This is a genomic window from Streptomyces zingiberis (genome assembly GCF_012034935.1).
Taxonomy (GTDB): domain Bacteria; phylum Actinomycetota; class Actinomycetes; order Streptomycetales; family Streptomycetaceae; genus Streptomyces; species Streptomyces zingiberis.
The window spans coordinates 305229-328949 of record NZ_JAATEN010000004.1 but is presented as its reverse complement, the minus strand read 5'-3'; the positions used below and the strand labels follow the sequence as shown (position 1 = coordinate 328949).

At 75.4% G+C, this 23721-nt stretch carries 20 protein-coding genes; 16 read left to right on the top strand and 4 right to left on the bottom strand.

Annotated elements, in window-relative coordinates:
• Nucleotides 1–523: 523 nt before the first annotated feature.
• From HCK00_RS07395 to mnhG, 6 genes are read left to right on the top strand one after another with little or no spacing between them, the layout of a single operon-like run.
• Nucleotides 524–3400, top strand: a complete 2877-nt coding sequence (locus HCK00_RS07395) for a Na+/H+ antiporter subunit A (RefSeq protein WP_168100960.1) — start codon at nucleotides 524–526, stop codon at nucleotides 3398–3400.
• Nucleotides 3397–3984 (top strand): Na(+)/H(+) antiporter subunit C, encoded by a 588-nt coding sequence (locus HCK00_RS07390; RefSeq protein ID WP_168100959.1) that lies wholly within the window; start codon nucleotides 3397–3399, stop codon nucleotides 3982–3984. Before HCK00_RS07395 ends, HCK00_RS07390 begins: the two co-directional genes overlap by 4 nt.
• Nucleotides 3981–5540 (top strand): Na+/H+ antiporter subunit D, encoded by a 1560-nt coding sequence (locus HCK00_RS07385; protein WP_168100958.1) that lies wholly within the window; start codon nucleotides 3981–3983, stop codon nucleotides 5538–5540. The genes HCK00_RS07390 and HCK00_RS07385 overlap by 4 nt, the downstream gene beginning before the upstream one ends.
• Nucleotides 5537–6112: a Na+/H+ antiporter subunit E gene (locus HCK00_RS07380; protein WP_168100957.1), complete on the top strand. Its 576-nt coding sequence runs from the start codon at nucleotides 5537–5539 to the stop codon at nucleotides 6110–6112. Before HCK00_RS07385 ends, HCK00_RS07380 begins: the two co-directional genes overlap by 4 nt.
• 5 nt (nucleotides 6113–6117) lie before the next feature.
• Entirely contained in the window at nucleotides 6118–6384 is a 267-nt protein-coding gene (locus HCK00_RS07375; protein WP_168100956.1) for an MrpF/PhaF family protein, read from the top strand.
• A complete protein-coding gene (gene mnhG / locus HCK00_RS28135; RefSeq protein WP_311765187.1) occupies nucleotides 6381–6830 on the top strand; it encodes a monovalent cation/H(+) antiporter subunit G in 450 nt (149 codons plus the stop codon). Before HCK00_RS07375 ends, mnhG begins: the two co-directional genes overlap by 4 nt.
• 580 nt (nucleotides 6831–7410) lie before the next feature.
• Here mnhG and HCK00_RS07365 read toward each other — a convergent pair.
• On the bottom strand, nucleotides 7411–7746 hold the full coding sequence (locus HCK00_RS07365) for a DUF5133 domain-containing protein (protein WP_168100955.1): 336 nt from the start codon (nucleotides 7744–7746) through the stop codon (nucleotides 7411–7413).
• An 812-nt stretch (nucleotides 7747–8558) separates the two neighbouring features.
• On the opposite strand from HCK00_RS07365, the gene HCK00_RS07360 reads away from it, so the two are divergent.
• From HCK00_RS07360 to HCK00_RS07345, 4 genes are all read left to right on the top strand, one after another.
• Nucleotides 8559–9785: a PP2C family protein-serine/threonine phosphatase gene (locus HCK00_RS07360; RefSeq protein ID WP_375781931.1), complete on the top strand. Its 1227-nt coding sequence runs from the start codon at nucleotides 8559–8561 to the stop codon at nucleotides 9783–9785.
• 188 nt (nucleotides 9786–9973) lie between these two features.
• Nucleotides 9974–11509 (top strand): sensor histidine kinase, encoded by a 1536-nt coding sequence (locus HCK00_RS07355; RefSeq protein WP_168101060.1) that lies wholly within the window; start codon nucleotides 9974–9976, stop codon nucleotides 11507–11509.
• On the top strand, nucleotides 11506–11943 hold the full coding sequence (locus HCK00_RS07350) for a response regulator (RefSeq protein ID WP_168100953.1): 438 nt from the start codon (nucleotides 11506–11508) through the stop codon (nucleotides 11941–11943). The genes HCK00_RS07355 and HCK00_RS07350 overlap by 4 nt, the downstream gene beginning before the upstream one ends.
• 75 nt (nucleotides 11944–12018) lie before the next feature.
• Nucleotides 12019–12834: an NADPH-dependent F420 reductase gene (locus tag HCK00_RS07345; protein ID WP_375781927.1), complete on the top strand. Its 816-nt coding sequence runs from the start codon at nucleotides 12019–12021 to the stop codon at nucleotides 12832–12834.
• A gap of 109 nt (nucleotides 12835–12943) precedes the next feature.
• Here the strand turns inward: HCK00_RS07345 and HCK00_RS07340 are convergent, their stop codons facing one another.
• Nucleotides 12944–14158: a phospholipase D-like domain-containing protein gene (locus HCK00_RS07340; RefSeq protein WP_168100951.1), complete on the bottom strand. Its 1215-nt coding sequence runs from the start codon at nucleotides 14156–14158 to the stop codon at nucleotides 12944–12946.
• Between the two features lie 220 nt (nucleotides 14159–14378).
• On the opposite strand from HCK00_RS07340, the gene HCK00_RS07335 reads away from it, so the two are divergent.
• Nucleotides 14379–14606 carry a hypothetical protein gene (locus HCK00_RS07335; RefSeq protein WP_168100950.1) on the top strand — a complete coding sequence of 76 codons (228 nt, stop codon included), beginning with the start codon at nucleotides 14379–14381 and terminating at the stop codon, nucleotides 14604–14606.
• Nucleotides 14607–14701: 95 nt separating this feature from the next.
• On the top strand, nucleotides 14702–15190 hold the full coding sequence (locus tag HCK00_RS07330; protein WP_168100949.1) for a DUF6098 family protein: 489 nt from the start codon (nucleotides 14702–14704) through the stop codon (nucleotides 15188–15190).
• A gap of 48 nt (nucleotides 15191–15238) precedes the next feature.
• Here HCK00_RS07330 and HCK00_RS07325 read toward each other — a convergent pair whose 3' ends face one another.
• Nucleotides 15239–16567: an acyltransferase family protein gene (locus HCK00_RS07325; protein WP_168100948.1), complete on the bottom strand. Its 1329-nt coding sequence runs from the start codon at nucleotides 16565–16567 to the stop codon at nucleotides 15239–15241.
• Nucleotides 16568–16821: 254 nt separating this feature from the next.
• On the opposite strand from HCK00_RS07325, the gene HCK00_RS07320 reads away from it, so the two are divergent.
• The 4 genes from HCK00_RS07320 to HCK00_RS28405 all read left to right on the top strand — a co-directional run bounded on the left by HCK00_RS07320 (nucleotide 16822) and on the right by HCK00_RS28405 (nucleotide 21739).
• On the top strand, nucleotides 16822–17298 hold the full coding sequence (locus HCK00_RS07320; RefSeq protein ID WP_168100947.1) for a PPOX class F420-dependent oxidoreductase: 477 nt from the start codon (nucleotides 16822–16824) through the stop codon (nucleotides 17296–17298).
• A gap of 248 nt (nucleotides 17299–17546) precedes the next feature.
• A complete protein-coding gene (locus HCK00_RS07315) occupies nucleotides 17547–19976 on the top strand; it encodes a molybdopterin oxidoreductase family protein (protein WP_168100946.1) in 2430 nt (809 codons plus the stop codon).
• Nucleotides 19973–20488, top strand: a complete 516-nt coding sequence (locus HCK00_RS07310; RefSeq protein ID WP_168100945.1) for a hypothetical protein — start codon at nucleotides 19973–19975, stop codon at nucleotides 20486–20488. The genes HCK00_RS07315 and HCK00_RS07310 overlap by 4 nt, the downstream gene beginning before the upstream one ends.
• Nucleotides 20489–20506: 18 nt before the next feature.
• A complete protein-coding gene (locus HCK00_RS28405) occupies nucleotides 20507–21739 on the top strand; it encodes a PP2C family protein-serine/threonine phosphatase (RefSeq protein ID WP_206320027.1) in 1233 nt (410 codons plus the stop codon).
• A gap of 11 nt (nucleotides 21740–21750) precedes the next feature.
• On the opposite strand, the gene HCK00_RS07300 is transcribed toward HCK00_RS28405, so the two are convergent.
• Nucleotides 21751–23412: an FAD-binding dehydrogenase gene (locus HCK00_RS07300; RefSeq protein WP_168100944.1), complete on the bottom strand. Its 1662-nt coding sequence runs from the start codon at nucleotides 23410–23412 to the stop codon at nucleotides 21751–21753.
• Nucleotides 23413–23721 lie beyond the last annotated feature (309 nt).

Genomic DNA, 23721 nt, shown 5'->3' with positions numbered 1-23721 from the left:
CCGCCCCGGAACGTAGCAAGGGCCCCTGAGAGGGTCAATACGCCCTCCGGACAGAGGAGTTGAGCCTTCGCGCGGCTGGATCCGGGTCCGTGGACGGCGGCCGGCCGCACCGGCCCACAGCCCCGGAAGGCGATGACCGGACGGCGCCCGCCGCCCGTGCCCGGCTCCCTCCCGGCTCCCTCCCGATCTCCTCCCGCACCGGCCCGGCGGCCGGCCGGCCCGGCACCCGTTCGGGCTCTCCCGCCGCGTGGTGACGGGGCGCCGGCGGCCCCGCGGGCGAGGATGCGGGGGGAACGACCGGGCGGAACTGATGCGCCGGCGGAGGATTTCCCAGGCCGGACGGGGGCACCCGCCCTGCTGCCACCCCCGCACGGGGGGTGGCCCGGGAGTGCGGACGGCCGGGGTGCGCCCGGTCGCGAGGCGCCGGCCCGGCCGTGCGGCCGGACCAGGCGCCTCCGCCGTGTCCCGGTCGTGTGCTCCCCGCCGACCGCCGCCCCCGAGCCCTCAAGGAGTGGTCCCCGCCGTGCTGGTCCTTCTCGCCGCCCACGTCGGGGTGGCGGCGGCGCTCCCCTGGTGGGCGCGGCGCCCCGGCCGTGGTGTGTGGCTGCTCGCGGCCCTGGCGCCGCTGGCGGTGCTGGTCTGGAGCGCCGTCCACACCACCGGGGTGCTCCGCGGTTCGCCCGTGACGGAGAGCCTGGCGTGGGCGCCGTCCCTCGGGCTCGTCTTCGACCTGCGGCTCGACGCGCTGTCCCTGCTGATGGTCTGGGTGGTCGCCGGCACCGGCGTGGTGGTGCTCGCCTACAGCGCCCGGTATTTCGAGCGGGGCGCCGGGCGGGAGGCGGCGCTGCTGCTCGCCTTCGCCGGGGCGATGACGGGCCTGGTGCTGGCGGACAACCTCCTCGCCCTGTACGTCTTCTGGGAGCTGACCACCGTCGTCTCCTATCTCCTCATCGCGGGCCCGGGCGGGTCCCGCGAGCGCCGCCGCGCCGCGGAGCAGGCGCTGGTCGTCACCGTCGCGGGTGGTCTGGTGATGCTCGCGGGCTTCGTGATCCTGGGGCAGTCGGCGGGCACCTACCGGATCTCGGAGCTCGTCGCCGACCCGCCGCGGGGTCCCGCGGTGACGGCGGCGGTGGTGCTGGTCCTCGTCGGGGCGCTCGCGAAGTCCGCCCAGATGCCGCTGCACGGCTGGCTGCCCGCGGCGATGGTCGCGCCGACCCCGGTGAGCGCCTATCTGCACGCCGCCGCGATGGTGAAGGCCGGGGTGTACCTGGTGGCGCGGCTCGCGCCCGGCTTCGCCGACGTGGCGCCGTGGCGGCCGCTGCTGTTCACCGTGGGGCTGGTCAGTCTGGTACTGGGCGCGTGGCGGGCGCTGCGGGAGACGGATCTGAAGCGGCTGCTCGCCTACGGCACCATCAGCGAACTCGGTCTGATGATGGTGCTGCTGGGCGCCGGGACGCGGACCGCGGCGATCGCGGGGGCGGCGATGCTGCTCGCGCATGCCGCGTTCAAGTCGGCGCTGTTCATGGTCACGGGTGTGCTGGACCGCCGGGCCGGCACCCGGGACCTGCGTGAGCTGTCGGGGGTGGGCCGCCGGCTGCCGGGGGTGGCGGCGGTGGCGGCGCTCGCCGCGGCGTCGATGGCCGGGCTGCCGCCGCTGCTGGGGTTCCTCGGCAAGGAGGCCGGTTACGAGGCGTTCCTGCACCCCGGCGAGGCCGCGCCCCCGGCCGCGGGGGCGGTGGTGCTGGGGGCCCTGGTGCTGGGCTCGGTGCTCACCGTGGCCTACGCGGCGCGGTTCCTGTGGGGGGCGTTCGCCCGTAAGCCCTGGGCTGAGCCGTCGCTCCCGGAGCCGCCGGGCGCCGGGCTGGCCGGGCCGCCCGCGGTGACCGCGGTGGCCGGTCTGGTGGCGGGTGTCTGGTACGCGGCGACGGCCGTCCCGGTGACCGCGTACGCCGATGACTTCCCGGCGGGCCCGGACGGCCCGTACGAGCTGGCGCTCTGGCACGGCCTCACCCCGGTGCTCGGCTTGTCCGCGCTCACCCTGCTGCTGGGCGCAGCCGTGTTCGCGGCGGACCGTGAACGCGCCACCGGGTCCCGTCCGCGCTGGAAGGAGCTGCTGCGGCTGCCCGACAGCCAGCTCGCCTACCGGCGGTCGGTGAGCGGGGTCGGCGGGCTCGCGCTGCGGGTGGCCGCGACCACGCAGGCGGGTTCGCTCCCGGTCTATCTGCTGGTGTTGCTGGTCACCGTGGTGGTGCTGCCGGGCACGGCGCTGGCCGTGCTGGGGGCCGGTTTCGACGGGGCCGTGCCGTGGACCTCGGCCGTCCAGCTGCCGCTCGCGGTGGTCGTGCTCACCGCGGCGGCGGGGGTGGCGGCCACCCGGCACCGGCTGACCGGGGTTCTGCTGGCGGGCGCGGTCGGTTACGGCGTGGCGGGGCTCTTCCTCGTCCGCGGCGCGCCGGATCTGGCGCTGGCGCAGTTCCTGGTGGAGACGTTGACGCTGGTCTTCATCGTGCTGGTGCTGCGGCGGATGCCCTCCCGGTTCACCCCGGAGCGGTCGGCGCCGCGCGCCCGGCTGGCGCGGGGCGCGGTGGCCACCGCGATCGGCGTCTTCGTCGCGGTGTTCTCCCTGGCGGCCTCCGCCGCGCGGAGTGCTCCGCCGGTCTCCGGGGAGCAAGTGCGGCGGTCCGCGGAGGCCGCCGCGCACAACGTCGTCAACGCGATCGTGGTGGACTTCCGCGCACTGGACACCCTCGGGGAGATCACCGTGCTGCTGGTGGCGGCGCTCGGCGTGGTCAGCCTGGTCTCCATCTGGGAGCTGAGCGGGCCGGTGCTCCACGGGCCCGGCCGTGACCGCTCCTCGGGGGCGCACCCGGTGACCCGGTGGGACGAGCCGCTGGAGCGCTGGCTGCCGGGCGCCGGGGAGCGGCCGGGCGGGGAACGGTCGCTGCTGCTGGAGGTGGTCACCCGGCTGCTGTTCCCCTCCGTCGTGGTGCTCTCCCTCTATCTGCTGTTCGTCGGCCACTCCGACCCCGGTGGTGGCTTCGCGGCCGGGCTGGTGGCCGGTCAGGCGTACGTCCTGCGCTATCTGGTGGGCGGCCGGGCCGATCTGGGCGCCGTGGTCCCGGTCGGCCCGGGCGTGATCGCGGGCGGTGGGCTCGTGGTGGCCGCCGTGACCGGCCTGGCCCCGGCGCTGGGGGGCGCCGAACCGCTGTCCGCCGCGGTGGTGACGGGGCAGCTCCCGGTGATCGGGACGCTGAAGTTCGCCACCAGTCTCGTCTTCGACATCGGGGTGTATCTGCTCGTGGTGGGTGTGGTGGTGAAGCTGTTGTCCGGACTGGGCATCTCGCTGGGCCGGGAACCCGGTCCGGCGGCCGGCGGCACGGAGGGGGACACGCTGCGGTGAACGCACCCGACATCACCCAGGCCGTCGTGGTCGGTGGCCTGTTCGCCACCGGATTCCTGCTCATGACCCAGCGGTCGCTGATACGGATCGTGCTGGGCTTCCTGATGCTGGGCCACGGCACCAATCTGCTGCTGCTCTCGGCCGGTTCACCGGGCGCGCCACCGGTCACCCACGGCGGCGTGCCCGACCCGCGTGACATGGCCGACCCGCTCCCCCAGGCCATGGCGCTCACTTCGATCGTCATCACCTTCGGCCTGACGACGTTCCTGCTCGCGCTGGCCTACCGCTCCTGGCGCCTGACCGGCCACGACGAGGTACGCGACGACGTGGAGGACCGGCGCATCGGCACGGCGCGGGAGCGCGCCCGCGCGGACGGCGACGGCGGCGGCGGCGCGGTGGACGAGGAGGCCCGGGAGCCCCACGGGGAGGACGAGTTGCTGGAGCCCCGGGCGCCGGCGGAGCCCCCGGGGCACCGCGCGCGGCGGCCCGCGGACCCGGAGGCCCCACGGCCACCGCATCCGCCCGGGACATCCGGCCCGCCCGGGCCGCCACGGCGACCGCACCCCCCGGAGGAGGACGCATGAACCTGCTGCTTGCCCTGCCCGTCCTGCTGCCGGTCACCGCCGCCGGGGTCTCCATGGGGCTGCGCAACCACCCCACCGCCCAGCGCTGGCTGAGCACGGGCGTGCTGGCGGCCGTGGTGGTCACCGCGTTCGCCCTGCTCGTCCTCGCCGACCGGCACGGCCCGCTGGTGCTCTCCGCCGGAGGCTGGCAGGCGCCCACCGGTATCGCACTGGTGGCCGACCGGCTGGCGGCGCTGCTGCTCTCCATCTCGCTGCTGGTGGCGCTCGCGGTGCTGGTGTTCGCCGTCGGCCAGGGCGCCGCCGACCCCGGTCACGGGCGGACCGCCGCCTTCCACCCGGCCTATCTGACGCTGACGGCCGGTGTGGGCCTGGTGTTCCTCTCCGGCGACCTGTTCAACCTGTTCGTCGCCTTCGAGATGGCCCTCGGCGCGTCCTATGTGCTGATCACACTGGACGCCGGGGAGCGGCGCACCCGGGCCGGCATGACCTACACCGTGATCAGCCTGACCTCCTCGATGCTGTTCCTCACGGCGATCGGCCTGCTCTACGCCGCCACCGGCACGGTGAGCCTGGCGCAGCTCGGCGAGCGGACCGCCGGACTGCCCGACGGGGTGGCCGCGGCGCTCGGGCTGCTGCTGCTGGTCGTCTTCGGCATCAAGTCCGCGCTGGTCCCGCTCCACTTCTGGCTGCCGGACAGCTACCCCACGGCTCCCGCGCCCATCACGGCGGTCTTCGCGGCGCTGCTCACCAAGATGGGCGTGTACGCCATGGTGCGGACCCAGACGCTGGTCTTCCCGCGCGAGGGCCCCTGGGTGCTGCTGGCCGTGCTGGCGATCGCCACGATGCTCGTCGGCATCCTCGGCGCGCTCGCGCAGGACGACATCAACCGGCTGCTCTGCTTCACGCTCGTCAGCCACATCGGGTTCATGCTGTTCGGGCTGGCGCTGTTCGACGTGGCCGGGCTGACGGGGACGATCCTCTACATCGTCCACCACATCGTGGTGCAGGCCACGCTCTTCCTGGTGGCCGGGCTGGTGGTACGCCGGGCGGGCACCCCCGACCTGCGGCGGCTGGAGTGCCTGCCTCCGCCGGCGGTGCTGCTCGCCGTGCTGTTCCTGCCGCCGGCGCTGAGCCTGTCGGGCATCCCGCCGTTCTCCGGCTTCGTCGCCAAACTGGCGCTGTTGCAGGCCGGGCTGGCCGAGGGCGGGCCCGCGGCGTACGCCCTGGTGGCCGCCGCGCTGCTGACGAGCCTGCTGACGCTGGGCGCGATGGTCCGGCTCGGCCGCCGGGTGTTCCTCGGCGGCCGGGAGGAGGCCGGCCGGGGCGGGGGCCGTCTGCTGCCCGAGCCGGACGCCGGGAACGGCCCGGGGGCGCCGCGGACCCCGCGCGTCCAGCTCCGGCTGATGGCCGGAGCGGCCGCGGGCATGGCGCTGACCGGGCTCGCCCTGGCGGTGTGCGCCGGACCGCTGGCGCGGATCAGCGAACGGGCCGCGGAGGACCTGCTGCGGCAGGACACCTACCGCACGGCGGTCCTGGTGACGGAGGGACACCGATGAAGGGGCACGCGACGGAGCGCAGGATCCGGCGCCATCTGCCGATGGTGGGGTGGCTGTGGTTCCTGTGGCTGCTGCTGTGGGGTTCGGTCAGCCCGGGTGTGCTGCTCTCGGGCCTGGCCGTGGCCCTGGCGGTGGTGGTGAGCTTCCCGCTGCCGCCGGTCATGCCCCGGCCGGTGCTGCGGCCCTGGGGGGTGCTCCGCCTGGTGGGCTGCATGCTGGCGGACCTCGTCGGCTCGGCGGTCACCGTGGCGTGGCAGGCGCTGCGCCACGGGCCCTCCACCCCGGGCGCGGTGGTCGAGGTGGAGGTGGCGGCCGACAGCGATCTGCTGATCGCCGCCACGGCGACCCTCGCCACCCTGACACCGGGCACCCTCGTCCTGGAGATCGACCGCCGCGGGCGGCTGCTGTACGTCCACGCGCTGCCCGTCCGTGACGCCGTGACGGCGGAGCACCGCCGCGAGGAGGTGCGCACCGCGGAGCGGCACGTGTACGCGGCCTTCGGGCGGGACCGGGCCGCCGAACGGCTCCGGAAGGCCCGCTCCCGCACCACCCCGAAGAGGAAGGAGCCCTGAGCGGCATGAGCACCGTCTACGCCGTCACCGTGGCCCTGTTGTCCGCCGCCGCCCTGCTGACGCTGGTCCGGCTGATGCGCGGACCCGTGGCCCTGGACCGCATCGTCGCGCTGGACGTGCTGCTGACCCTGGTGGTGGCCGGGACGGCGGTGGGCGTGGCCGCTCTGGACCGCACCGCGTTCCTCGCCGTCCCGGTGGTCGTGGCGCTGCTGGCGTTCATCGGGTCGGTCACGGCCGCCCATCTCATCGAGAAGCGGGAGGGCATGCGGTGAGCGCGGTGCTCGACGTGGTGGCCGCCGTGCTGCTGCCGACCGGGGCGGTGTTCTGCCTGCTCGGCGCGGTGGGCCTGGTGCGGTTCCCCGACACCCTCTCCCGGCTGCACGCGGCCGCCAAGGCACAGACCCTCGGGCTGCTGCTGATCCTGCTGGGCACGGCCACGCAGGTACCGGCCCGGTACGCCCTGGTGCTGATCCTGGTGGCGCTCTTCCAGCTGCTCACCGTGCCGGTGACGGGGCAGATCGTCGGCCGCACCGCCTACCGCACGGGCGCGGTACACCGCGCCGGGCTGGTCGTGGACGACCTCGGCCGGCGGCTGGAGCGGGACGGGGAGCGGGAGCAGGAGCGGGAGAACCAGGGCTGGGAGCGGGCGCGGGAGGAACCGGACCGGGAGCAAGGACGGGAGACAGGGGGCCGGGAGCGGGAGGACGACGCGAGCTGACGGCAGGCCCGCGCGCGGCCCCGCCCGGCGGCCGTCCCGCCGTCGCACCGGCCGTCCGGCGACCGCGGGCCGGTCGAGCACCGGCGGACGGAGGACCCACCCGCGCCGGCCGGCCCGCGCGCCGGGGCACCCGCACGCCGTGCCGCCGAACAGGCGCTCGCCGCCGCGGGATGGACGGCGGGCCCCGGGCGGGCAGTCTATGGGAGCGCTCCCAACTCTGTCACTTCAGCCCCTCCAGCCCGGCGAACCACCCGGCAGCACACCACTCACCGACCCCGGCACGAACGCGCCCGCTGGGTCCATGTCCCCGCCCGGACGGCCACGACGGTTCCGGCGGCCGGAACGCCCGGGAGAGCGGGCAGCCGCCGCGGCCCGCGCACCGCGTGCGGGATCGGGCCCACCCCGGCCGCGGGAGCCGCCCGGCCCCGGCACCGCCGAGCACTCGCCCTGCTCACGGTGGACCGGCGCGGTGGGGACGGGCCCCGCCACGGCCTCCGGCGGTGTCAGCCGTGGGCGCACCCCGCCCTGCCGGGCGGCCGGGAGCCGGTGGCCCGGCTGGACGCGGCGCCGGCTCCGCGCCTCACCCCGACCCGACGGACTCCCGGCCGGCGCGGCCGACGGCCGGCGAGGGCACGGCCGCCGCCGGTGAGGGCGCGACGGCGACCGCGGAGGTGATCACCTCACGGTCCCCGAGGTCCGGCCGGGCCGTGGCGGAGATCTCCCCGTCGAGGCGGCGGCGGGCCTCCGCGAGAGCGTGACCGATGTCGTCGGCGCCGGTGGAGACGCACAACGCGTAGGCGACCTCCTGCAACTGACGGTGGGTCCGGGGAGCGACGACCTGCTCCCTCGCCAGGGCGCTCAGCGCCTCGTAGGTCTGGAGCAGGTTCCGCAGAACGGTCGGGTGCGCCATCAGCATCCGGCAACTCCTCCACGCTTGGTGGAAAACAGGGACGAGAAGGCGATCGGTGCTCCGACCGCCCTTCCCCCGTGCGCACCCGGCTTCCCGCCGGGGGCGGGCCGCATACGGTGCTGTTATGTGAACGTTACCTCGCCACGCCCGGCCATCGGAGCCCTTTGCGCGTTACGAGTTCGTTGCACGTTCGGGTGGTCTTCCGTTGCCCCACCGGACCTCCGCGAACCCGGGCCGGGGCCGGGCCCGGCGCGAAGCCGGAGGCCCCACGGGTGGCATCCGCCGGACAGGGCGCCGGCGGACGGGCCGGACCGGGCCGGAGCGGGGACCATGCACCCCCGCCGGAACGGGCGGCCGCCCCCACCCCGCCACCCACCCGGGCCCCACCCCGGCCCCCCGGCGCCGCGCCATGGCATACGGCCGCACCGCGGGCCCGTAGAATCCGACATGCCCGAACCTCCGTTCGGGTAACCGCCCCCCACCGACGTGATACACCAACCCCTGCGCGGAAACAGGAGTGGAGATTCCGCACCGAGGAGCCCGGCCCTCCTCCGCGCCGCCCTCCCCGCCCGCAGGCCGCTCCGCCCGGACCCCCGGACCGCGACACCGGTCGGCCGCCGTGACGCGCCCTGACCGCACCCCAAATATGGAAAAAGTCACACATTACCTGGCAAGGCGGACACGTTCCTGGTGGGATGGTGGACCGAACAGTATTGTCCTGCAGACAACAGCAGCCCGGTGGGCAGAGGGTGGGGGTCGTGAGCGGTACCAAGGGTCTGCCCGGTCCCCGGCCGGTCCCCGGGGACGCACCCGGCGGGCTGACCGCGGAAATCCTCGGCACGGCGGGTGACACCACCCGGCCCCGGTGGCGCGGCGAACCGGAGACCCTGCTCCTCGTCGAGGACGACGCCGGCGACGCCCTCCTGGTCGAGGAACTGCTCGCCGACAGCGACATCCGCACCGAGCTGACCTGGGTCCGTTCCCTGAGCGAGGCTCAGGAGTGGCTGGTCCGGACGGTACGGACGCCCGGCTGCATCCTGCTGGACCTCCACCTGCCGGACGCCGACGGCGTGGCCGCCGTCTCCCGGGTGCTGAACGCCGCGCCGAGTACGGCGGTCGTGGTGCTCACCGGGCGCGCCGAGGGTGAGGCCGGACTTGCAGCGGTGGCCGCCGGTGCCCAGGACTACCTGGTCAAAGGGGCGCTGGAACCGGAGCTCTTCGGCCGCGCCATCCGTTACGCCTTCCAGCGCAAGCAGGTGGAGCAGGCCGCCGCCGACATCCAGGCCGGGCGGCTGCGAGCGCAGGAGAACGCCCGGCTGGAGCGCGGACTGCTGCCCACCCCGCTGCTGCACACCGACGACCTCGCGGTCGCCGCCCGCTACGAGCCCGGCCGGGCGCAGGCGCTGCTCGGCGGTGACTTCTACGACGTGGTGCAGACCCCGGACGGCACCGTGCGCGCCGTGATCGGCGACGTCTCGGGGCACGGCGCGGCGGAGGCCGCGCTCGGTGTCTGCCTCCGCGTCGCCTGGCGCACCGCCGTGCTGGCCGGCACCGAGGGCAGCGACGTGGCGGAGTTGCTGGAGAAGATCACCGTCGCCGAGCGGGCCGACTCCCGGGTCTTCGTGACCTTCACCTCCATCGCCCTGCCCCCGGACCGGCGCAGCCTGCGCGTGGTCCGGGCCGGCCACCCGGGCCTGCTGATCCGCACCCGGGACGGGGTGAGCCTGGAGGAGACGACCGGCGGCCCGGCCCTGGGGCTCGGGCTGGGCGAGGTCGGCTGGTCGGAGGCCGAGCTGCCGCTCCCCGAGGGGGCGGAGGTGGTCATGTTCACCGACGGCCTCTTCGAGGGGCGGACGGGCCCCGGTCGCGAGCGGCTCGGCGAGGACGGGCTGTGCGAGCTGGCACGAGGTGAGGCCTGCGCCGGCCTGGACCTGCAGGATTTCGTCAACGCGCTGGTCGAGGGGGCCGAACTCGCGGCGGCCGACTACGGCGGCCTCGCCGACGACGTGGCGGTTGTCAGTCTCGGATGGAAGAAGACCCGGTGAACTCGTCGAGCCCAGTGAACATCCCCGCGCCGTCCCCGGCCGGCGGCGCCGCCGCGGACACCGCCGGCCCCGCCGCGGACACCGGCCCGGCCCCCGCGCCCGCCCCCACCCCTCCCCCGGCACCCGCACCGGGACGGGGCGGCCGCAGGCTCACCGTCCAGGGCTGGTTCCAGCTGATCCTGTCGGTGATGCTCCTCCTCGTCCTCGGCGGGGCCGTCGTCGGCGCGGAGCTGCTCTCCCGCACCACCGCCCAGACCGACGAGCTGGCCGACCGGTACCACCCCGCCCGGGTGGAGATGTACCGGCTGCAGAACGCCCTGCTCAACCAGGAGACCGGGGTCCGCGGTTACGTCATCGCCCGGCACGAGGACTTTCTCGCCCCCTACGTGGACGGCCGGGCGCAGGAGCGGCGGTCCGCCGACCGGCTGGAGTCGCTCATCGGTTTCGACCCGCGTCTCGCGGCCGACCTGAACGCGATCCGGGAGGCCGCGGACGCCTGGCGGAGTGAGCACGCCCGCCCGCTGATCGACCGGGCCCGCGCCGGTGAGACGCGGGCGGGCTCGACCGAGCAAGTGGAGGCGAGCCGGCGGTCGTTCGAGGAACTGCGGACCCTCTTCGGCGTCCAGAGCCGGCACATGGCGGAGGCCCGGAAGGAGGCCCGCGAGGATCTGGCCTCCCTCAGCACCACCCGGGACCTGGTCTACGCGGGCATGATCCTCGCCTTCGTCATCGCCTGCCTGGCGCTGACGGTCCTGCTGCGCCGGGCCGTGGGCCGCCCGCTGCGCGCCCTGCGGGAGCGCTCGCAGCGCGTCGCCGACGGGGAGTTCGACCTCCGGATCGAGGCGGCCGGGCCGAGCGACCTGCGCGCGGTCGCGCAGTCGGTGGAGGCCATGCGCCACCGGATCGTGGCCGAGCTGGAGGAGACCCTCAGCCGTGAGGCGCGCCTCACCCGGCAGACCGGGGAACTGGACGCCCAGGCGGTGGAGTTGCGCCGCTCCAACGCGGAGCTGGAGCAGTTCGCCTATGTCGCCTCGCACGACCTCCAGGAGCCGCTGCGGAAGGTGGCGTCCTTCTGCCAGCTCCTGGAGAAGCGGTACGGCGGCGAGCTGGACGAGCGGGGCAAGCAGTACATCGACTTCGCGGTCGACGGCGCCAAGCGGATGCAGATCCTCATCAACGACCTGCTGACCTTCTCCCGGGTCGGCCGGCTCAACGACGAGCGCAGCCCCGTCCCGATGGGCCAGGTCCTCGACCGCGCGCTGTCCAACCTCGCCGCCGCCGCCGAGGAGTCCGGCGCCGTCGTCGAGCGGCCGGAGGAGCTGCCGGAGGTGGTGGGCGATCCGACCACCCTCACGATGCTCTGGCAGAACCTCGTCGGCAACGCGATCAAGTTCCGCTCACCGGACCGCGCGCCGCGGGTGGTGATCACGGCCGAGCCCGCGGAGGACGGCGGGAGCTGGCAGTTCTGCGTGGCCGACAACGGCATCGGCATCCCGCCGGAGTTCGGCGAGAAGGTCTTCATCATCTTCCAGCGGCTGCACGGCCGGGACGCCTACGCCGGGACGGGCATCGGGCTGGCCCTGTGCAAGAAGATCGTCGAGCACCACGGCGGTCAGATCGCCCTCGACCCCGGGCCCACCGAGGGCACGCGTATCTGTTTCACTCTTCCCGTGCGGCCGGAACCGGCCGCGCTCCCCTCTCCAGAGGAAGCCGCCACCGCATGAACACCGCTCGCCCCATCGAGGTCCTGCTCGTCGAGGACGACCCCGGGGACGTCCTGATGACCCGCGAGGCCTTCGAGGACAAGATCGGCAACACCTTGCACGTCGTGCAGGACGGCGAGGAGGCGCTGGACTTCCTCTACCAGCGGGGCGCCCATGGCGAGGCCCCCCGCCCGGACCTGATCCTGCTCGACCTGAATCTGCCCAAGTACGACGGGCGGCAGGTGCTGGAGCAGATCAAGTCCGACTCGGAGCTGTCCACGATCCCGGTGGTGGTCCTCACCACCTCGGCGGCCGAGGAGGACATCCTCCGCAGCTACAAGCTGCACGCCAACGCGTATGTGACCAAGCCGGTGGACCTGGACTCCTTCATCTCCGCCATCCGGCAGATCGACGAGTTCTTCCTCACCGTGGTCCGGCTGCCGAACCGCCGCTGATCCGAGCCGCCCGGCCGGCATGGCTGACCGAGGGGCAGGTCCCCGGGGGATCCCCCGGGGACCTGCCCCTCCGGTGTGCGAGGTCCCCGTCCGCGGGCCGGGCCCGGAGGGGCGCCACGGCGCGTGCGGGCCGGGCGAGGTTTCCGCGGGCGGCGCGGGGGCACCCCGGGCGTGTGGCGCACCGCCCCGGCGCCGGCGGGCCCGGCGGCCGGGCGGAGTGGCGCGCCCCCGCGCAAGTCCGCGAGAGAGGGACCAGCCATGCGGATCGGAATCATCGGTGCCGGACACATCGGTTCCACCCTGGCCCGGCACTTCACCCGGGTCGGCTACGACGTCGCCGTCAGTAACTCGCGGGGGCCCCGGTCGCTCGACGGGCTGGTGGCGGAGCTGGGCCCGCGGGCCCAGGCCCTCACCCCGGAGGAGGCCGCGCGCTTCGGCGAGGTGGTGGTGGTCTCCATCCCCTTCGGCCGCTGGCACGAGCTGCCCTCCGCGGAGCTGAGCCGGAAGGTCGTCATCGACACCTCCAACTACCTCCCGGAGCGGGACGGCCACGAGCGCGACCTGGACCAGGACACCATCACCTCCAGCCAGAAGATCCGCGCCCACACCGGCGGCAACGTCGTGAAGGCGTTCAACGCCCTCCCCTGGCAGGACCTCCGGGACGGCAGCCGTCCCAAAGGTGCCCCGGACCGGCTGGCCGTGGCGCTCTCCGGCAGCGACGAGGACGGAAAGGCCGTGGTCGCGGGGCTCGTCCGGGACATCGGCTTCGACCCGGTCGACGCGGGCAACCTCGGCCGGGGCGGCCGCCGGCACCAGCCCGGAACCCAGGTCTTCGGCCGGAAACTGCCGAAGGACGAGATGAGCGAGATCTTCCACGCGGTGCGCCGCTGAACGAGGGGCGCCCACCCCACCGGGTGCGTGGCCCCCGCCGCCGGCTCACGCCCGCCGGCGGCCCCGTCGAACCGCTATGGCGAGGGGCGGGCCGCGCCGGGCGGAGCGGTCACAGGAAGCGGCGGACGGGCGCGGTCATCGTCTCCCGCGCCCGCTGGAGGGCGGGGCGCTTCTTCCAGCGGCCCTTCACCATCCGGGTGGAGACCTTCAGGTCCTCGTCGAAGTCGGCGGTGAGGGTCGCCGTGAGGTCCTCGTCCAGCACGGTGAGCATCACTTCCTCGTCGTGCTCGAAGGAGCGTCGGTTGAAGTTGGTGGAGCCGATCAGGGAGACGACGCCGTCGACGGTGATCACCTTGGCGTGCATCATCGACGGCTGGTAGTGCCAGATCCGCACCCCGCAGTCGAGCAGGTTCTCGTAGTGGCGCTGCCCGGCGACCTGGCACACCCGCTGGTCGGTGTGCGGCCCCGGCAGCAGGATGTCGATGCGCACCCCGCGCGCCGCGGTGCGGCACAGCAGGTCGGCGAAGTAGTCGTCGGGCGCGAAGTACGCGGTGGCCAGCCGGACGTGTTCCTCGGCGGACTCCAGGACGACCCGGATGAGGGTCTGCATGTCCTGCCAGCCGTAGCTGGCGGAGCCCCGCACCACCTGGACGACGGCGTCCCCGGCCGGCTCGTGCCCGGTGAACCGGTCCCGCTCGTCGAAGAGGGTGTCGTGGCACTCGGCCCAGTTCTGGGCGAAGGCGGCGGCGATGCCGTCCACGGCGGGGCCCGTGACCTGTACATGCGTGTCGCGCCACTCGGTCTCGTCGCGCGCGTCCCCGCACCACTCCTCGGCGATGCCGACGCCCCCGGTGAAGGCCGTCCGCTCGTCCAGGATCAGGGCCTTCCGGTGGCAGCGGTGGTTCTGCTTGAACGGCGAGAGCCACAGCGGCTTGCGGAACCAGGAGACCTGGGCGCCCGCCCGGTCCATCATCTCCAGCAGGTCCGGCTCGATCGGGTGGGAGCCGAAGCCGTCCAGCAGCAGCCGCACCCGCAGCCCGGCGCGGGCGCGCTCGGCGAGCGCCTCGGCGAACTGACGGGCGATGTCGCCGCGCCAGTAGACGAAGGTCATCATGTCGACGGTGTGCCGCGCGGAGCGGATCGCCTCCAGCATGGCGGGGAAGATCCGGTCGCCGTTGCGGAGCGGGACGATCTCGTTGCCCTCGGTCGCGGCGATGCCCAGCAGCCGTTCCAGCCGGCGCCGTATGCGCTGCTTCCGTTCCCCGGCGTCCAGGGCCGCCGGGGCGCTCCGCCCGGGTTCGGGTCTGTCGTCGGTGATGCTCACGGTGGGTCCTCGCGGTGGGGCTCGGGGCCGGGACTCCGGCCGACTCTACGAACACGTGCCCGGTCCGGGCCGGTCCATGACAGAAAATCGTTTCCCGGGGCGACTTCCCGGGGCCGCCCGGGAAGTCCGCGGTCTCCGGCTTCCCGGATTCCGCCCGGTCAGGCCCGCCCGGCGGGCGATCGGCCTGCGCACCGCCGTGCCCGTCACGCACAATGACGTGATGGATCACACCACATACGGCCCCTGGGTGGGCACCGACGAGCCGGGGCTCGCCGTCCGGCGCGGGCCGGAAGGCCTCGTCTGCCTGAGTACCCCCGACGGGGAACGCGCCACGCTCCCCCCGCTGCTCCAGTCGATCGCGGAGGGCCGGACGCCGGGCCCGGGGGAACTGGCGGGATTCACCGCCGAACAGGCCCGCTCGGCGCTCCGGGCCCTGAGCCGCGCCTGACCCGTCCGGCCCCGGCCGGCCCGGTTCTCCCGGCCGGCTCAGAGCCCGGCGGCGGTCGGGTTGGGCCGGACGGGGCCGGGGGAACCGATGTACCCATGGCACCGGCAGAACTCCCGACGTACACCGCGCTCCACCAGCTCGTGGAACTCGTTCAGCGGGGTGATCCCGTGTTCGTGCGCTGGTCCCGGGGTCCGCTGACGGATCTCCGGCACCGGCCCGCCTCGCAGGACAGCCTCACCGGCGTCCTCCTCCCGGGCCTCTCGGCCAGCCCGCTGCGGGTCGAGGAGTGGTGGCGGGACCGCCCGGCGCGGCTGTGGGTGGCCCGGCGCCTCTACGACTACAGCCATCTGCGCGAGGACAAGGGTCCCGGGGTGCACCCCTGGGTCCTCACCGGGATCGAGCGGGGGCGCGGCCCGGACAACGAGCCGCTGGTGGCCCAGGTGCGTCCGGTGGCGTGGATCGGCGCCGGGGTGATCGCGGAGGCCGAGGGCGAGGTGGCCCGGCAGCGGGGCGCCTGGGGGCCGATGCGCCGGCCGCCGCGGTTCTCCGGCGGCGAGACCGGCGGGCGGCGGGAGGGCGCGTGAGCCGGACGGGCTCCGGTGACGCGCCCACCGTCCGCGTCCTGCTCCCGTTCAGCCCTCGCCACGCCTGAGCGCGGCGGTGTCTTCCCGGTCCGCCCGGTGCCCCCCGGAGGGCCGTCCCGGTTCCCCGGGGACGGCGGGTGCGGCTTCCGGCGGGTCCGGCGGGTGCTCCCCCGCCGTCCCCGGGGGGCCGGGGGCCGCCGCCCGCGCCGCATCACCGGCCCCGTCACCGGCGCCCTCACCGGCGGCGTTCCCGCCCTCTCCCCCGGGCTCCTCCCGGGCCGGCCCGGTTTCCGCGGCCGGGCGCCGCTCGGGGAAGAGCCGGTCCAGCCGTGGCTCCACCACCGGCCGGAGCAGACGCCGTACCGGTGGCGAGGTCAGCAGCAGGGCCAGCCCCACCCCGAGGACCGTCACCACGAGCTGACCGGCCGGGGTGTGCCAGAACCGTGGCTCGTACCAGCCCTCCCAGGCCGCCGTGCGGATGATCAGGCCGTGCAGCAGATACGCGACGAGCGTCCCGGCGCCGAAGGCGGTGAACCAGTGGTTCCCGCGCGGGACCCAGGCGAGGAAGGCCGCGCACAGCGCCAGGGAGCAGACCAGCAGGGCGAGGCTCGTCACCAGCCCGGCCGGCCAGTCCACCCCCAGCTGTTCCCAGGTCTTGGCGCGCACGGCCCACTCCGAGGTCGTGTGGTCGCGCGCCCAGTAGGCCGTGGCCAGCCCGGCCGCGGCGAGCGGGATCGCGGCGATCCGTACCGCCCGGGTCCGGACCAGCTCCCAGTGGTCCGGGCGCATCAGCAGGCCCAGCACGAAGAACGGCAGGAACTGCAGGACGCGGTCGAGGTTGAGGACGGGGCCGGCGTCGAAGGCCGTCGCCAGCAGCGCGAGCGCCAGGGAGAGGCCGAGGGCCAGGGAGGGCCGCAGCACCAGCCAGAGCGGGGCGGTGAGCCGCCAGACGAACAGGGCGATGAGGAACCAGGTGAGGTACCAGGGGGTGAGCAGGCTGATGTCGTTGCCCCGGTCGTCGACGGCGTTGCCGTAGAGGGTGTACACCGTCTCGAAGACCGCGTACGGCACGAGGACACCCGCCACCAGCCGCCGCATCTGCCGCCCGGTGCCGCGGAAGGTCCGTGAGAAGTACCCGGAGAGCAGGATGAAGACCGGCATGTGGAAGGTGTAGAGGAAGAAGTACGCGGCCCAGACGGCTCGGCTGTCCTTCAGTGGCTGCCAGGCGTGGCCGACCACCACCAGCACCATGGCCAGCAGCTTGGCGTTGTCGAAGAAGGGGTCCCGGGCGGCCGCCGCGCGCGGGGCCGCCGCGGCGGGGCCGTCGCCTCCGGTGCCCCGGCGCTGCTCCGCCGGCGCGGGCGGCGCTCCCGACATCCGTCCACCTCCCGTGGCCCGCTTCCCCACCGTGCACGGCTGCCCCGCCCCTGCACCGTACATACCTTCACACCGTCATGCGGCCGGACGGCACGGAGATTCCGGGAACGGGTACCGCGGGCCCGGCACGTGGGCGGCGCGCCGGGGACCTCGCCCGGCTGGCAGCATGGGCGGGGCCGGGGCCGCCCGCCCCGCCGCCGGACGGGCGGCCCCGGTCCCGAGCCCGCAGCGACCGTGAGCCTTCTGGAGGAACCGTGCCCCGTTCCATCGCCACCGCCGACCGTGTCGGACGCGACGAACTCCTCGCGTTCCTCCGCCCGCGCCACCACGCGGTGCTGACGACCCGCAAGCGGGACGGCTCGCCCCAGCTCTCGCCGGTCGCCTGCGGTGTGGACGCCGAGGGCCGGATCGTCGTCTCGACGTACCCCGGGCGGGCGAAGACCCACAACGCCCGCCGGGACCCGCGGGTGTCGCTGTGTGTCCTCTCGGACGACTTCAACGGTCCGTACGCGCAGGTGGACGGCGAGGCCGAGGTGCTCGACCTCCCGGAGGCGCTGGAACCGCTGGTCGAGTACTTCCGCTGCATCTCCGGTGAGCACCCCGACTGGGACGAGTACCGCGAGGCGATGCGGGCCCAGGGCAAGTCGCTGATCCGGATCACGATCACCGGCTGGGGGCCCATCGCCACCGGCGGTTTCCCGCCGCACCTCGCCCAGGACGCCGACGGCTGAGCCGCCACTCCCGGCGGAGCCGGCAGGGACCGGCAGGGACCGGCAGGGACCGGCAGGGACCGGCAGGGACCGGCAGGGGCGCGCCGCCCTGTCCGCCGGCCGGGGCATCGGGCCGCGCGGCCAGGCGTGGCAGGCCCGCCGGGCGGAGGTCCGCGGCTAACGTCGCCCCGTCCCCCACGGCCCCGGCCCGGCCCGGGCCGGTCCGCGGCCCCGGAGCGGCCGACCGCCCCCGCCGACAGGAGCGTCCCGTGACCGACCGCATCCGTGACGTCTGGGGGGCGCGTACGCCGTTCGCCGCCGGGCAGCCCTGGCCGGAGCGGACGGACCGGTGGCTCACCGTGGCGGAGGATCAGGTCGAGCGCTGGGTCCCGGGGGTGTGCCCGCTCTGCTCCACCGGCTGCGGCGTCGACGTCGCCGTCGCCGGCGGACGGATCGCCGGGGTCCGCGGCCGGGCCGGCGACCCCGTCAACCGCGGGCGGCTCGGCCCCAAGGGGCTGCACGGCTGGCAGGCCGTCACCTCCGCGAGCCGGCTCACCCGGCCGCTGGTCCGCACCGGCGGCGAGCTGGCCCCCACCGACTGGGACACCGCCCTCGGCCTGGTCACGGCCCGCTCCCGGCAGGTGATCGACGAGCACGGGCCGCTGGCCATGGCGTTCCACACCTCCGGCCGGCTCTCGGCGGAGGAGTACTACGCGCAGGCCGTCATCGCGCACGGCGGCATCGGCACCCCGCACCTGGACGGTTCGGCCCGGCTGACGGCCACCGCCGGGTCGGCGCTCGCCGAGAGCTTCGGCTGTGACGGGCCACCGGGCTCCTACCGCGATCTGGACCTGTGCGACACGCTCTTCCTGGCCGGGCACGACCCGGCCGACACCCAGACGGTGCTCTGGTCCCGGGTGCTGGACCGGCTGCGCGGCCCGGACCGGCCCCGGCTGGTCGTGGCCGACCCGCGCGTCACCGCGACCGCCCGCGAGGCGGACCTGCACCTGGCGCCGCGCCCGGGCACCGACCTCGCGCTGCTCAACGCCCTCCTCCACGAGATCCTCGAACACGGCTGGGCCGACCAGGCGTTCGTCGCCGCGCACACCACCGGCCTCGACGGGCTGGCGGCCACCGTCGCCGGCTACGACCCGGGCACGGCGGCCGGGATCTGCGGGGTGCGCGCCGAGGACATCCGCGCCGCCGCCCGGATCCTGGGCACCGCCGAACGGCTGGTGTCCACCGTCTGCCAGGGCGTCTACCAGGCGCACCAGGCGACGGCCGCCGCCGTGCAGGTGAACAACCTCCATCTGCTGCGCGGCATGATCGGCCGCCCCGGCGCCACCGTCTTCCAGATGAACGGCCGGTCCAGCGACCGGAACGCCCGCGAGACCGGTGCCGGCGGCTCCCTGCCGGGATTCCGCAACTGGCGGAACCCGGCGCATGTCCGGGAGGTCGCCGAGGCGTGGAACGTGCCGGAGCTGCGGATCCCGCACTGGGGGCCGGCCACCCCCGCGCCGGAGATCCTCCGCCACTGCGAGGACGGCTCGGTCCGCTTCCTGTGGGTGACGGCGGCCAACCCGGCGGTCTCCCTCCCCGAACTGCACCGCGTCCGCTCGGTGCTGGGCCAGGAGCGGCTGTTCCTGGTGGTATCCGACGCCTTCCGCACCGAGACGGCGGAGCTCGCCGACGTGGTCCTGCCGGCGGCCGTGTGGGGGGAGAAGACGGGCTGCTTCACCGGCGCCGACCGGACGGTGCACCTGTCGGAGAAGGCGGCCGACCCGCCCGGCGAGGCCCGCCCCGACTTCGACGTGCTGCTGGAGTACGCGCGCCGGCTGGACCTGCGCGACCGCGACGGCGGGCCCCTGCCCGGCTGGGAGTCGCCGGAGGACGCCTGGCGGGACTTCACGGCGCTCACCCGCGGCCGCCCCTGCGACCAGAGCGCCCTGACCTACGAGCGGCTCCGCGCCACCGGCGGCGTCCGGTGGCCGTGCACCGACGCCGCGCCCGAGGGAACCGAACGCCTCTACACCGACCATGTGTTCCCCACCCGCCCCGGGGTGTGCGAGAGCTACGGTCACGACCTGGCCACCGGCGCCCGGCGGGAGCCCGCCGCCTACCGCGCGGAGGACCCCGGCGGCCGGGCCCGGCTGCGCGCCGCCCACCACCTCCCGCCGCACGAACCGGTCGACGGCACCTACCCGTTCCAGCTCGTCACCGGCCGCACGGCGTACCACGGGCAGACCCGCGCCTGGACCGGCCGCGTCCCCGAACTGGCGCGCGCGGCCCCCGACGTGTGGGTGCAGCTCAGTGCGGAGGACGCCGGCCCGCTGGGTGTCTCCGACGGTGACCTGGTGCGCGTGGTCTCCCGGCGCGGGGAGATCGAGGCGCCCGCGGTGTGCGACGGGGTCCGGCGCGGCGTGGTCTTCGTCCCGTACCACTACGGCTACTGGGACCAGGCCGAGCCCGGGCGCCACACCCGCGCCGCGAACGAGGCCACCGGCACCGAGTGGGACCCGGTGTCCAAGCAGCCGCTGCCGGCGAACAGCGCGGTCCGGGTGGAGCGCATCGCGTCCGCGGCGACCGCCCTCGCCCACGGGCTGGCCGACTCCGACCGGCAGACCGACGCCCCGCCGCCGGGCACCCTCACCGGGGACGTCCGGCACGCGGAGACCGCGCGCCCGGAGACCCGCTCATGACCGGGGCGGGGCCCGCGGAGGCGACGGCCGCGCTGATCGCCGAGACGCACGCCGCCGCGGTGGAGCTGGCCCGGGAGTTCCACCGGACCGCGGAGCGCCAGGCCGCGGACCACGGCACCCACCACCCCTGCCGCACCCTGGCCGCCCAGTGCGCGGCGCACGCCGAGCGGCTGCGCGCCGCCGCCGCGCGCCACGGGCGGGAGCTGTCCCCGCCCCGGGCGGGGGACCCGCTGGGCGGCGCCCTGGACACCGTCCGCCACACGGCCTCGGAGCTGCGGGGCCGCCACGCGTCCTCGGGAGAGCTGCTCCTGCGCGACCTGCGCCGGCTCTTCCTCGCCGCCCAGGAGGTGGCCGTGCTGGAGCTGATGCTGGTGCAGGTCGCGCAGGCCGTACGGGACGGGGAGCTGCTGGCCGAGGCCCGGGCGCTGCGGGAGGAGACGCTCGGCCGGATCGACTGGGTCCGCACGCGGCTGGCGGACGCCGCGCCGCAGGTCCTGGCCGTGGCCGGCTGAGGGCGGGCCGGTGCACCGGTGAGCGCGCCCCCCGGCGGCGAGGAGCCGGGCGAGCGGACGGCCGAGGACGGCGCGGGCGGGCGGACGGGCGGCGCGCCGCGCCCGCGGGCGGCCCTGCTCAAGGCCCCGGCGCTCGCGGCGCTGGTCGTCCTCGTCTCCGTGCTGCTGTACGCCCTGGACCTGGTGACGGACGCCCAGGGCCGGGTGGTCTCCATCGTGGCGTTCCTGTCGGCGATCGTCGCCGGCGTGGGCACCGTGCGGCAGACCGTCGTCACCGCGGTGTGGTCCACCGTGGTGGAGTTCTCCGCCCTCGCCCACATCCGGCTGAGCCTCGTGGACACCTACGCCCCGTCGATCTCCACCGCGCTCTTCGGCGCGCTGAGCGTCGCCGCCTGCCGCTACCGCGTCCGCCGGGACGCCGAGGTCCTCCGGCTGCGCTCGGCGGCGGCCGCGTTGCAGCGGCAGTTGCTGCGCCCGCTGCCGACGTGCACCCCCGAGGTGATGGTGCACGGCCTGTATCTGCCGGTCGAGGAGGACAGCATGGTCGGCGGCGACGTCTACGAGGTGGCGCCCTCGCCATGGGGCACGCGGGTGCTCATCGCCGATGTGCAGGGCAAGGGGCTGCCCGCCATGGGCAGCACGTTCTCCGTGCTCGGCGCCTTCCGGGAGGCGGCGCAGCGGGAGGCGGACCTGCTCGCCGTGGTGACGGCCCTGGACGAGGCCGTCGCCCGGCACAACCGTTACGCGGGCCGGTCGGGCGAGCCGGAGCGGTTCGTCACCGCGCTGGTCCTGGACTTCGGGACCACCGCGACCGTGGAGGCCGTCAACTGCGGGCATCTGACGCCCCTCACCCTCGGCCCGGACCCCGCGCGCGGCGGGCCGGTGCCGCTGGCCGAACCGCCGGGGGTGCCCCTCGGGCTGCTGCCCCTGGCCCCGGGGCCCCGCCGCGTCGAGCGGTTCGACCTGCCCGCGGAGGCGACCCTGCTGGTCTTCACGGACGGCGTGACCGACTCCCGGGACCGGCAGGGCCGGTTCTACCCGCTCGACGAGCGGGTCCGCGCCTGGTCCGGCCTGCCCGCGTCCCGGCTCGCCCCGGCCGTCGCCGCCGACCTGCGGGCGTTCACCGGCGGTGTCCAGCGCGACGACATCGCCCTGCTCGCGATCGACCGCGTCCCCGCGGGCGCGGCGCCCCAGGGGGACGGGCCGTGCGGGGCGCCCGGCACGGACACCGCGGTCCGGCAGGCGCCCTGAGCCGGTGGGCCTCAGGCGGTCTCCGCCGCGGCGGCCCGCCCGGCGGCGCGGCCGGAGAAGAGGCAGCCGCCGAGGAAGGTGCCCTCCAGGGAGCGGTAGCCGTGCATGCCGCCGCCGCCGAAGCCGGCCGCCTCCCCGGCCGCGTAGAGCCCGCCGATCGGCTCGCCCAGGCCGCCGAGCACCCGGCCGGAGAGATCGGTGTGGAGTCCGCCGAGCGTCTTGCGGGTGAGGACGCGCAGCCGGACGGCGATCAGCGGGCCGGCGGCGGGGTCGAGGAGCCGGTGCGGGGCGGCCGTGCGGATCAGCTTGTCGCCGAGGTAGCGGCGCGCGCCGTGGATGGCGGTGACCTGGAGGTCCTTGGTGAAGGGGTTGGTGACCTCCCGGTCCCGGGCGGTGATCTCGCCGCGGAGTTCGCCCTCGTCGATGAGCGGCTGCCCGGTGAGCCGGTTCATGCCCCGTACCAGGGCGGCCAGGTCGGGTTCGACGACGAAGTCGGCGCCGCGGTCCATGAACCGCTTCACCGGGCGCGGCACGTCGGCGCGGGCCCGGTCGAGCACCTGGCGGACGCTGCGGCCGGTGAGGTCGGGGTTCTGTTCGGAGCCGGAGAGGGCGAACTCCTTGCCGATCACTCGCCGGTTGAGGATGAACCAGGTGTAGTCGTAGCCGGTGCCCAGGATGTGCTGGAGCGTGCCGAGGGTGTCGAAGCCGGGGAAGAGCGGCACCGGCAGCCGGCGCCCCATCGCGTCCAGCCAGAGGGAGGAGGGGCCGGGCAGGATGCGGATGCCGTGCCGTCTCCAGACGGGGTTCCAGTTCTCGACGCCCTCGGTGTAGTGCCACATCCGGTCGCGGTTGACCAGGCTCGCGCCGGCGCGTTCGGCGATCTCCAGCATCCGGCCGTCGACGTGTTCGGGGACGCCGGAGAGCATCCGGCGGGGCGGGGTGCCGAGCCGTTCGGGCCAGTGGCGCCGGACGAGTTCGTGGTTGCCGCCGATGCCGCCGGAGGCGATCACGACGGCACCGGCGCGGAGGGTGAACTCCCGTACGACGGTGCGGGAGCTGGCCTGTCCCCGCTGGACGACGCTGGGGGTGAGCAGGCTGCCGCGCACCCCGTCCACCCGCCCGTCGGTGAGTGTCAGTTCGTCCACCCGGTGGCGGAAGCGCAGCTCGACCAGGCCGCGGTCGGCGGCCTCCCGCACCCGGCGCTCGAACGGTTCGAGGAGGCCGGGTCCGGTGCCCCAGGTGATGTGGAAGCGGGGCACGGAGTTGCCGTGGCCGCGGGCGTCGTACCCGCCGCGCTCGGCCCAGCCGACGACGGGGAAGAACCGGACGCCCATGCCGTGCAGCCAGGAGCGTTTCTCCCCGGCGGCGAAGTCGACGTACGCCTCGGCCCAGCGGCGGGGCCAGTGGTCCTCGGGGCGGTCGAAGCCCGCGGTGCCGAGCCAGTCCTGCCAGGCGAGGTCCCGGTTGTCGCGGACGCGCAGCCGCCGCTGCTCGGGCGAGCCCACGAGGAACAGCCCGCCGAACGACCAGTGCGCCTGGCCGCCCAGCGAGGCCTCCGGCTCCTGGTCGAGCAGGAGGACACGGCGGCCCGCGTCCGCCAGTTCGGCGGTGGCGGCCAGCCCGGCCAGCCCCGCTCCCACCACGATCACATCGGCGTCGTACGCGACCACCACGACGGCCCACCCTTCCGCGTCACCCTCCGGCGCGGCGCGGGCTCTCCTCCGGGCGCGCGCCGCCGTTCTCCCCCGTGCCCCGTGTCCCCCGCGATGCCGGCGGCCGGGCCGTGGGGACGGCCGCGTACCGCCGGGGTGCGAAAGTTCTACCAGCAGCGGCCCGCGCGGGGAACGGCGGGGCGCCGCGTTCACCGTTCGCGCCGCCGGGATCACGGGGAACACCCGGGTCACCGGCGGCACAGGGAAGGGGCCCGCCCGCCATGAGCGAAGACGCCATACCCGGGGAATCCGGGGCGACCACACCGTCCG